The organism is Vibrio nigripulchritudo ATCC 27043, assembly GCF_000222685.1.
Lineage (GTDB): Bacteria > Pseudomonadota > Gammaproteobacteria > Enterobacterales > Vibrionaceae > Vibrio > Vibrio nigripulchritudo.
In genome coordinates, this window is the sequence record NZ_AFWJ01000060.1 from 1 (window position 1) to 10,809 (window position 10,809).

Consider the following 10,809-nt stretch of genomic DNA (forward strand, 5'->3'; position numbering starts at 1 on the left):
GAAGCAAGGGACAATTCACGGTTTACTGGGTGAAAACGGAGCAGGTAAAAGTACACTTGTGGGGCTGATTTCTGGTCAGAATACAGCAACATCGGGGAGCATTATTCTCAATGGGCTTCGTGTTGAGAATGCTGATGTACGGGAAATGGAAAAAGCGGGAGTGTTTCTTGTTACACAGGAACCGATGATTGTTGATCACTTGACCGCTGCCGAGAATCTGATGCTCGGTATATGGCCAAGCAACCACGGCCTCGTTCAATGGGGAAAACTGGAATCCGACGCACAGGAGATGTTGGAAGGCACAGGGATCGATCACAATACTCTGGCAGGTCAGCTAGACGCGGTTGCCCGAAGAAAACTGAATATACTTCGCGCCATGTTCAGTGGTGGCAAAGTCATTATTCTCGATGAACCTACGACCTCTTTGAGCGTTGAAGATCGTACTCACCTATTCGATTTTATGCGCCGCCTTAAACGTCAAGGAGTCACATTTATCTTTATTTCCCACTACAACGACGAAATCCTTTCTGTGTGTGATGCGGTTTCTGTGTTACGTGACGGAAAACTTACAGGCAGTTCCGAGCACGTTGACCAACTTAGCTCTGAAGATTTATCTGAACTCGTAGTCGGTCATAATCTTTCCCTGTTTCAACGAAAGCCACATAACTTCCAGCAATTGGACGAAGGTGTCAGTTTTAAAGGCATTCACAGTGATGGTGTTCACTTAGAGCACCTTCACATAGCAACTGGGGAAATTGTCGGGTTTACCGGGCTTCCCGGTTCGGGTGCGAAAGAAACCGCTCGCGCCATTTTCGGGCTTCAGCCTGCCAAAGGCTTCATCAAACTTGGAGCTGAAAGTGCCAGAGCTTTACCTCAAGACCCACACGATGCCTTTGATGCCGGTATCGCCTTTCTCTCTGACGACAGAAGGAAGGACGGCTTACTCGGACAAATGTCTATTGAGCAAAATATATCGCTCTCTTGCTTAACTCACCTCTCTCATTCTGGGTTTATCGACTCTGAACAAGAACACCGAATCTGCGAACAATACTTTGCATCCATGAACATAAAGGCTGCCAATTCAGAAGCACTTGTTGACACTTTGAGCGGTGGAAATCAACAAAAAGTATGTTTGGGAAGAGTACTCGCAACCAAGCCTAAACTTCTGATTCTGGATGAGCCCACACGAGGGATCGACATAGGTGTTAAGCAAGACGTGCTCAGAATTATAGATGAGCTGAGTGAATCCGGAGTTTGCGTGATTATCGTTTCGACTGATACGGACGAACTCGCACGAATTACTGATCGCGTTTGCGTTTTTGAGCAAGGCTCGATTCGACGTGAGTTGACTGGTAGTGAACTCACTAGTAACAGCCTGAGAGCCAAGGAGTAAGGTTATGGAAATGGAAGCCACAGCCAAAGAAGAGAAACCGACAAAGCAAATTTCTAGTAGCCCGTCAAAACTAGGCTGGGTGCTGCACAACGTAGTGTGGATATGGTTAATCGCGTTGGTAATTTTGTTTGGTGCATTTAATGAGTTTTTCTTCACGCTCTTTAATATGCAAAACATTATGGTACAGGCAACCGTATTGGGGATGCTTGGGCTAGCTATCGCCTTGCCACTTTTGGTTGCTGAGATCGATCTGTCCATCCCTGCCAATATGGGTTTTTCGTCCGCCATTGGCGCAATGGCTCACACACAAATGGGACTGCCATGGTGGATGGGCGTACTCGTTGGACTTATCACAGCGACCGCTATCGGATTCTTTAATGGACTATGCATAACAAGACTGAGAATGGTCTCTCTCATTCAAACTCTTTCAATGATGATCATCCTTCAAGGTGCCTTACTTGCTCTGACTCAGGGCAAAACAATCACCAACCTTCCTGATGGATATGTCTGGATTGGGCAAGCGACCTTCGCAGGCGGATGGCCAATCATGCCAATGGTGTTCGTTTTATCGCTAATTGCTATCGCAGTCTTGTTGCGTAAAAGCGTTCTCGGACGTTGTATCTATGCGGTCGGAGGGAATCCAGTAGCATCCAAAGCTGCGGGGATTCGAGTAGAACGTACCAAGATCATCACTTATACCTTCGCGGGGTTTCTCGCAGGTTTGGCTGGATTTCTTCTGGCATCGTGGCAAATGGCGATCACCTCAAACCAGGGTGAAAGCTTTCTTCTATACGCCATCGCTGCACCAATCATCGGCGGTGTAAGTGTATTTGGCGGCAGAGGAAATGTTGTTGGTGTATTGGGAGGAGTGTTGTTGCTGACGGTAATCCAAGTGGGTCTGGCGATCATCTCCGTCCCTTCTTTTTATGTCGGAATCATCGGAGGTGTCATGATTTTCATAGCCGTCGCGATAGATGCGATCAGAGTTCGCTATTTTGGCTGAGCCAATTAAAGCCCTTTCCTTAAAACACTAAGGAAAGGGCTAGAAAATTTCTTACTTCTGAGTTTTATTGCCTTCAACTTTTACAATCGAATCCGCGGTTAGCTCGTAGTAATAGGCATCTTTGTCGATGTTGAAAATTTCCCATTTATCATCAAAATCATGATGAGTTCCCGTAAATCTTATATTCACTTTGGCTCCATGATCGATGAATTCGATAATATCAACCACTTCTGGAGAATCATAACTGTCTTTGTCACCAGGGTTAATATTAAGCGTGTCTAAATATATGATATTCCTATCATTTAAGTTGTATACACGCACACCCCATGATTGATCGGCACCAATCTCAGCAATCAGAAGCTCATAGTTGCGCGTCTTAACAAAGTGCGGCTGGTAGAAATCAGCATCCCCAAAGTCAGTTTCAGTAAGTAGAACTTTGCCATCACGCTCAAACGTAGTAGTCATTTCCCAACCCGCACATACAGAAAGCCGAACCGAAGATCCGGGAATAACATACATATTTTTGCATTTTGGCTTGTCTGATGACCAAGATCCTTCGTTTTGAGAAAGCTCCTCAAGAGGTACTATTTGCAGCGAATTATTGGATTCAGAAAACCCACTAAAGCTCACGCTAAGCAAAAACAAACAAATTATGTATTTCATACCAACCCTATCTACCATCAGAAAGCCTATCTGAACCAGCGTGTTACACACCTACTTCACACCATGGAAATTCAAAATGGTTATCTTGTTTCTAACCAATATGCCACTTGTTACTTTTGGCAAACTAATTGAATCGGTATAACAAACCAATACCGCGTTACATATGTAGAGATACATGATCGGACATTTGCGAAGGACATCGCACTAGGATGGAAGTAACCCCAAAGTTTTTCTTTGGGGTTAACAAGGAGTTAACTATTAATCTTCGCTAGAAGTGCTTCAAATTCTGAGATTTTTTGACCAACCTGATCAATGCTTTGCTGCCAGAAAGCTTTCTCTTCTAGGTTCATACCCAAATGCTTGAGTACGACCTCTTCTGCTTTCATTCGACCCGTGTCGCGCAGTAACTCAACGTAATCTGGGTAGAAGCTTTCGCCTTTGATTTCGCGCTGGGCGTAGACCCCTTTACTGAACAGATAACCAAACAGGTACGGGTAGTTGTAGAAATTGACTTCGGGAATACTGAAGTGAAGCTTACTGGCCCAGAAATAAGTATCGGATTCTGGCATTACGCTACCGTACCAGTCTTTCCAGGTTGTATCCATTAGTTCACAAAGTTCATCGGCTGTGAGCTCTGATTCTTTGCGCTTAGCGTAAAACTCACGTTCGAATTCAAAACGTACTGGGATATTAAGCATAAACCCTTCACAGGCGAATAGTTCTTCCCATAGCATTTCCAGCTTGTCTAAATCACTTTCAGCCTTTTCTAACAAGGCATCACGTACGATGTTTTCCGCAAATACTGAAGCCGTCTCAGCAAGAGTCATTGGGTAGTAGGTTTCTGCTAACGGCATGTCCGTCATCACCCAGTTGTGGAAGGCATGACCAAGCTCGTGTGCAAGCGTGATCAAATCTTTCTGGCTACCGCTCCAAGTCATAAACACAAGTGGTGTTCGAGAGACTGGGAATTTATTACAATATGCCCCCTGACGTTTATTTGGTTTAGGTGCTGCGTCTATCCAACCATTATTTACCATAATGTCGACAAAATCAGCCATTTCAGGAGAAACAGACGTAAACGCGTCTTTGATGATCTGAATGCCTTCATCAAACTCGTAAACTTTGGTTTTACCATTGGTCAGAGATGGCATCGCAGCATTTACGTTCCACGGTTTTAAAGTTTCTCCTCCACGCACAATTGCCATCAGGCGAGCGGCTTTTTGAGACAGCTCTTTGTTGTCTCTTGCACTATCAATGAGTGCATTTAAGGTCTCTTCTGATATTCGGCTGTCGAACAGGCTTGGAGATAAGAAGTTAGATATTCCGCGCTTTTCCGCCTCAGTATGACGCCACCCTGCAAGGGCATTCACAATGGAAGCAAATGATTCACGATGCGTTTCCATGGCAGTCTGAATAGCTCGCCATGTTGGCTCGTGCTTGTCTACATTTCCACTGAACAACTCGCTTGACGCTTGGGAATACGCTAAAGCTTCCCTTTCACCATTTCCGTAATCCACATCTACTTTTAGAGTGCCGGTCAGGTTATCGTACATTCTTCCCCAAGCCAGTTTGCCATCAACTTCCAGAGCTGAAAGCAACTGCTCTTGCTCAACCGAGAGACGTTCAGAAGCTTTCTCCCTTAGCAGGCGAATTGCAAACTTCTGAGCTTGAATATCTGGCACTTCGCTTGCCAATACTTTTTCAATAACAGACTGTTCAGCAGTAGCCAGTTTATCGAGATATGGGCTGTATGCTTGTTGTAGGTTTGCATTTAATTTTGTAGCACGACCTATAAGTTGCTTGGCTGCAGCTAGTGTAGAGTCAACAGATGCGTAACAATTGGCAAATACCAGTATCGTCCTTAACGTTTTAATTGTGCTTTCATTAGTGACAATACCTTTCTGAAGTTGAGCTACAAGGGTACTTCCTTCGCCTAATCCTTGTTTTGAATGATAGTTAAGCTGATCGATACCTTGTTCAACAGTGTGAATGTCCTTTTCTATCTTGGCATCGTTAATACTTTGGTAGGCAACACTGAGGTCCCAGCTTGGAGCTGTCATTATTTTATTTCCTTATATTTGCGCCAATGCTCCTCACTTTAATAAAAACCTGATCACCCCGACTGAGTTCTATATGAGTGATGGATGCATTCGCGATGGATAACGTAGAGTAAAGTGCAGGGTTTCGCCAATCTAAACCCAATACGCTTGCCAGTATAATTCTGATCACTCCACCATGAGTGATGATGTGCGTATCTTCCTGACAAGTATGGATTAATGATTGCCATTTGGTGTCAACTCGCTGCTGAAAAGCTTCCAGTGTTTCGGCATTAGGCAGTGGATTAGATGCAGGATCTTGCCAAAACTTTTCCAGAAGATTCCATTGCTCGCTGAGCTGAGAAAAAGGACGACCATCTAAATCCCCAAACGACATTTCCTGAAATGCGCTCTCAACCACTAAATTTGGTGTCGAGTAACCCAGTTCAGAATGGGTTTTCCCTGACGATATCAGTTTAGCCAAATTCAAACAGCGGGATAACGGGGAACAAATGATAGATTTAAAAGTACCAAATTCCGATACCAGACTCTGAGCGATCTGAGCCTGTATTTTATCGTTAACTTTCGCGTCGGTTATGCCGTTAAGAGCGGGGTCCCCCTCGACTTTTCCATGACGAATCAGGTAGATATTGTACGTGTCATAACTCATTGCGAACCCTTTAACACCAAAGGCAAGCCTGCCGCAACAAATGTGACATCGTCACTTATTTTTGCCACTTTCTGATTCATCCACCCTGCGTTATCCACAAATAGCCGGGTCACTCTTCCTATTGGAACGATTCCCATGCCCACTTCATTGGAAACAATGACAAGGTTCCCCTGACACTCTGATATGGCAACAAGCAGTTTGTCTATTTTGCCATTCACCTGATCTTGGTGAGCATTATCGCCTAATTCAAAAAGAACGTTGTTCAACCACAGTGTCAGACAGTCCACCAGCGCAGTATCTCCTGGATTTAATTGGCTGATCGCAGTTGGCAGTTCGGTGGGTGTTTCTATTAGCTCCCACCTAGCTCCACGTCGCTTTTGATGAATACCAATGCGTTCTGTCATTTCATCATCGAATGACGTTGCTGTGGCGATATAAATAAGCTTTTTACCAGACAAAACCTGCGAACTCGCCTGCTCTTCTGCGTAACTGGACTTTCCGCTTCTTGCCCCACCCAAAATCAGATGTGTTTTACCCATCAAAAATTACCCGTATTCAACAATGCCAGAACCACACAATAAAACAGCAATTCCATAAGTTGCTGACCAGCGCCAAGGCAGTCCCCCGTAAAACCGCCAAGGCGAGAGACCAACCAACGCTTAAAAGTAAATCGAAATGCTAGCGCGACTAATACTACTACCGCAGCAGCAAGTGGTGTTAACCACCATATAGAGAGCAAACCACAGCAAATGAGAAAAAGAAGCTCATAAGGTGATTGCTTTTGCGCAAGGGGTTTACTTTTACTCTGGTCAGAATCGGATACATATGGCGTATTAAATATGAGGGAAGCCGCGACAGTGCGGCTAAGCGTATATGCAGCGATCCAGATCCAAAATAACTCCGTTCGCACTGCAAGCTCTGAGAGTAATAGATACTTCCCAAGTAATGCCATGATAAGCGCACTGGCACCATACGTACCAATGCGGCTGTCTTTCATAATGGCTAAACGGCGCTCTGTTGTCATTCCACCGCCCACGCCGTCTGCCATATCCGTCAATCCATCTTCATGGAATGCACCTGTTAGCATCAGGCTTAAAATCATGGTAAGGAAGATAGCGATATCAGCAGAAAAAAGAGTAGACATCAGAAGATAAGAGAGAGCGCACAGAAAACCAAGTAACCCTCCGACAAGAGCGAAATATCGCCCTGCCCGGTTCATACGTTCTTCTGAATAAGGTGTGGAGGCTGGAATGGGAAGCCGAGAGAAAAAACTCAACGCAAGAAAGAAAAGCTCAGATTGAGTTTTTATCCAGTTCACACAGTTACTCCAGCACTTTGAAAGCTCGCCATGTCATTGTAGAAAGCTGCAGCTGCCAGCACCAACGGATACGCGAGAGCTGCACCCGTTCCTTCACCTAAGCGAAGACCAAGATCAATCATCGGCTTGGCTTGCAAAGCTTCGAGAACCAGACGGTGAGCATGTTCTTCCGAGCAATGAGCAAACAGCATTACGTCTCGAACTTTTGGTTCGATACGGATAGCAAGTAAACCAGCGACAGATACAATGAATCCATCGACCAAAACAGGAATGTTTTTCTCCTGAGCGGCAAGGAACGCTCCCACCATCTGAACGATTTCATACCCACCCACTTCCGATAGAATGTTGATAGGGTCATGCGAAACGCCGGAACGTTTACAGCGTGAAATGGCGTTCTGCACTAAGTCAATTTTCTTTTTAAGCTGCTCTTGAGTAATCCCGGTTCCAACCCCTACCGAATCTTCCGCTTCGATGCCAAGCGCCAAACTCAGAAGCGCAGACGCACTGCTGGTGTTGCCAATGCCCATTTCGCCAAACATCAGCATGTCCAGACCGTCTTCGGACAATTTATCAACTACCTTGCGCCCCAGTTGTATCCCTTTCTCAGCGGTGTCGCGAGACATGGCAGGCTGCTCGGCAAAATTTTCCGTACCGGAGCCAAGGCGTTGAACATGGTAGTGATTTTGTTGTGACTCTATCGGTGTGAGGATTCCGGTGTCGATAACCGAAAGAGCAATATTATTCAGCTTACAAAAGCAGTTAATTGCTGCCCCACCGGCTAAAAAGTTCTGAACCATCTGATAAGTCACTTCGCTTGGAGCGATGCTAACGCCTTCTCTCGCAATTCCATGATCGCCAGCAAACACCAACATATGTGGCTTGGAGAGTTCAATTTTGCTGGCGGGTTCAGATTTCCCCTGACTCTGAATTAACGCAAGGTGATGTGCAGTATCTTCTAAAAGACCAAGTGCCCCACGCGGCTTGGTTTTTTGGTCAATAACATCTTTTATATATTGAGAATGGGTCTGGTCTAACATTTTTTCTTCTTATTTTTACAACTTAGGCGAATCAGTCTAACCGCAAGATTCACCGTAGGCTATGCCGAATATCAAATATTTAAAGCAGCTCATACCAGAGCATTTATTGAACAAATTAGATGATTTAGTCAATTTGAAGGCAATGGACAATGGATTACTACCATTTTTTCGGCACACGCAGAAGAACGCCATGTGTTATCACTGAAATACAAATACTGTAGGAAATTGAAACCAATCATTAATCTCCGGCTTCTAAACCGTACTTCACAAGGATTTCCCAGTAAGTTCCATTCTTTTTAATTTCTTTAAGACCGATGTTGAAAGCTCGTAATATATTATTGGCATTGGGGTGTTTATTACTGATGGAAACATGAAGAGCATTGATGGAAAGCGCGTTCTTAGTGAAAGCAAACTGGTCAACATCCATTCCTGCATTGCGCATGATATGTTTGGCAACTAAAGGTTCTTCCAAAGTGAGGTCGATTCTTCCTGCTTCCAGCTTCTTCAGGTTTCCCAAAGTATCCACGACTGGGTGGCGCTCAAACAAAGGTGAGTTAGTAAACTCGTCTCCGTATCCATAACTACGTACAATTCCGACGACTTTTCCTTCCAGACTATTCATCCCGAAGTATTCAAACCCATCGCCCTTACGTTTGATAAATTTCACACTATTGTAGAAGTAAGGATGACTGTAACTAAGGTACTCAGTGCGTTCTTCGGTTAACCAGGTGGCGACCAAAATGTCGACCCGACTTCTTTTTACCTCATGAATAGCACGCGCAAAGGGCATCATTTTGAATCGAAGCATGTACCCCTGAGATTTCAGCGCCTCAGTCACAATATCGACTGCTATCCCTTTGTTCTCGCCACTCATTGCAAATGGTGCCCACTCATCCTGAACGCCAATAAGCTCTTTCATTTGCGTGGCGTTTCCCGCTGGCACTAACAATAACGACAGGAAAAGAAAAACCGTTTTAAAGAACATACTCAACCCCGTCTCATTTGCTTAGCCTGATTGCGCTTGAGTAAAGATCAGTTCACCAGAACCGACCCTTTCTATACACTAGTAACACGAGATTTCCGTATCAATACACTGATACACCAACTGCCCTCTTTATCATAAATAAGACAATACTCATCGTCGTTTTCATTCTTTATCGGCTCAGCACCATTTGTGATCTAACCCCTTGTAAACAAAGATTTCTCATTTTGAAAATAGCGATAATGAAACTCGTCACCTATTATCAAATTGACAAAATCTCTAAGTCTCAAATTGAGAAAAGGTCATAAAACCTTCTTATCTAACTGTATTTATTAGTAATTATTTTTGGCACACATCATGCTAACTCTAATAGCGTAACTTTCCCGATAGCAGGAGAAGCACCATGGAAATGCAAAGATCAGAACAGAGCCCTCAATTACTGACCCTTTCAGTTTTGGGTGATATGGATGCAATGGGTTGCAAGAGCCTTCAACCACAAATCGACAAAGTGATCTTTGAAGACACACATCATGAAGTCGAAATCGACCTATCGCAGGTTTCTTTTTTGGATTCATCCGGTGTTGGAGCCATCGTTTATCTCTACAAGCGTCTGGTGGAGAAAAAACGCGTCATGCGTATTGAAAACGCACACGGGCAGCCGCTTGAACTGATCACCCTACTCCGAATCAGCAACGCGATTCCAGTGAACAACAACAGCTGACAGACCAGACGGCACGTCGAGGCACGTCATTTTTTTCGGGAGGCTAGGCATGAGATTAATCTACTTATCACTAATCATTATCTCAGTAACAGGATGTACCAGTTTTGCACCAGAGGGTGAAGGCGGTTTAGCAGAGCACTACCCACAAGCCAGTTTTGCGGCGGTTATGCCGGATGAGCCTTTAGGTCCCGAGCATGGTTTACGCTTTGAATGGGAACTGGCAGCAAGACACTTAGACGTTCTTATTCTGGAACAAGCAGAATGGTGCTTCCCAGCGACGGTGCTTCATGCCAAGAACAACGAAGCCAGAATTGCCAGAGAACTTGAAGGCGGGCTTCATCACGATGCCGCAAACGACTTAATCATCCAGAGAAAGCTGCTTCGCCGTCTGGAAAATCAACTTGATTATGTGCTTTCTAAAGAGGAATGTGTGCCTCCGGGTAGCAATGAAAAAAGTCGAGTAGAAGTAAGCCTAGCGACGCGCTTGTACGATCTTCTGAATGCCGACAACCAATTCGCTTTCAACAGTTACGAACTCAATCCCAAATATGTTGGGCGTCTGGCGGAAGCTTCTCATCTTCTCAAAGAGCATCCTGAATTTAAGCTACTTGTTACCGGCCATGCGGATTCAGTAGGCGGAGAAGACTACAATTCAGATCTTGCTATGGAAAGAGCCAAGCAAGTGAAGCGATATCTCAGTATCTTCGGTCTGGCTCCTGAGAGAATTCATGTCGATTCTGTTGGCAAGTCCGATCCTCTATTCGAAGGAAACGAACCTCACGTAAGACTCACTAACCGCCGTGTAACGATTGAACTGCTTCAGGCGGATCAAATCCTGCCTGCGGAGGTGTCCAATGAATAGATCTCTGCTGTTCCTTATTTTAATGGTTTGTGCGTGCTTTTCAGCAGGCACATATGCCAAGGAAGAACGAGTCAATGTGGGCGATCTGATAAGCGTGATGCTTCCCGGTGAACCGACTTTGAAT

At 44.8% G+C, this 10,809-nt stretch carries 11 protein-coding genes; 4 read left to right on the forward strand and 7 right to left on the reverse strand.

Features of this window, described 5'->3' with window-relative positions:
- On the forward strand, positions 1–1,393 hold a 1,393-nt coding region (locus RH89_RS07140; RefSeq protein WP_004400635.1), incomplete at its 5' end, for a sugar ABC transporter ATP-binding protein.
- Between the two features lie 4 nt (positions 1,394–1,397).
- Positions 1,398–2,396: an ABC transporter permease gene (locus RH89_RS07145; protein WP_004400636.1), complete on the forward strand. Its 999-nt coding sequence runs from the start codon at positions 1,398–1,400 to the stop codon at positions 2,394–2,396.
- Positions 2,397–2,447: 51 nt separating this feature from the next.
- Here RH89_RS07145 and RH89_RS07150 read toward each other — a convergent pair whose 3' ends face one another.
- From RH89_RS07150 to RH89_RS07180, 7 genes are all read right to left on the reverse strand, one after another.
- Positions 2,448–3,059, reverse strand: a complete 612-nt coding sequence (locus tag RH89_RS07150; protein ID WP_139063244.1) for a hypothetical protein — start codon at positions 3,057–3,059, stop codon at positions 2,448–2,450.
- A gap of 251 nt (positions 3,060–3,310) precedes the next feature.
- Positions 3,311–5,119 carry a M3 family oligoendopeptidase gene (locus tag RH89_RS07155; RefSeq protein WP_004400638.1) on the reverse strand — a complete coding sequence of 603 codons (1,809 nt, stop codon included), beginning with the start codon at positions 5,117–5,119 and terminating at the stop codon, positions 3,311–3,313.
- 4 nt (positions 5,120–5,123) lie between these two features.
- On the reverse strand, positions 5,124–5,765 hold the full coding sequence (locus RH89_RS07160) for a histidine phosphatase family protein (protein ID WP_004400640.1): 642 nt from the start codon (positions 5,763–5,765) through the stop codon (positions 5,124–5,126).
- Positions 5,762–6,304, reverse strand: coding sequence for a bifunctional adenosylcobinamide kinase/adenosylcobinamide-phosphate guanylyltransferase (gene cobU, locus RH89_RS07165; protein WP_004400641.1), 543 nt, complete (start codon positions 6,302–6,304; stop codon positions 5,762–5,764). The genes RH89_RS07160 and cobU overlap by 4 nt, the downstream gene beginning before the upstream one ends.
- Positions 6,304–7,083, reverse strand: a complete 780-nt coding sequence (locus RH89_RS07170; RefSeq protein WP_004400642.1) for an adenosylcobinamide-GDP ribazoletransferase — start codon at positions 7,081–7,083, stop codon at positions 6,304–6,306. The genes cobU and RH89_RS07170 overlap by 1 nt, the downstream gene beginning before the upstream one ends.
- Entirely contained in the window at positions 7,080–8,120 is a 1,041-nt protein-coding gene (gene cobT / locus RH89_RS07175; protein WP_004400643.1) for a nicotinate-nucleotide--dimethylbenzimidazole phosphoribosyltransferase, read from the reverse strand. The genes RH89_RS07170 and cobT overlap by 4 nt, the downstream gene beginning before the upstream one ends.
- Before the next feature lie 238 nt (positions 8,121–8,358).
- Complete coding sequence (locus RH89_RS07180) at positions 8,359–9,105, reverse strand: substrate-binding periplasmic protein (protein ID WP_004400644.1); 747 nt, start codon at positions 9,103–9,105, stop codon at positions 8,359–8,361.
- 400 nt (positions 9,106–9,505) lie between these two features.
- Here RH89_RS07180 and RH89_RS07185 point away from each other — a divergent pair, with 400 nt between their 5' ends.
- Together RH89_RS07185 and RH89_RS07190 are read left to right on the forward strand one after the other, a co-directional pair.
- Positions 9,506–9,823 carry an STAS domain-containing protein gene (locus RH89_RS07185; protein WP_004400645.1) on the forward strand — a complete coding sequence of 106 codons (318 nt, stop codon included), beginning with the start codon at positions 9,506–9,508 and terminating at the stop codon, positions 9,821–9,823.
- Positions 9,824–9,872: 49 nt separating this feature from the next.
- Positions 9,873–10,685, forward strand: a complete 813-nt coding sequence (locus tag RH89_RS07190) for an OmpA family protein (RefSeq protein WP_004400647.1) — start codon at positions 9,873–9,875, stop codon at positions 10,683–10,685.
- Positions 10,686–10,809 lie beyond the last annotated feature (124 nt).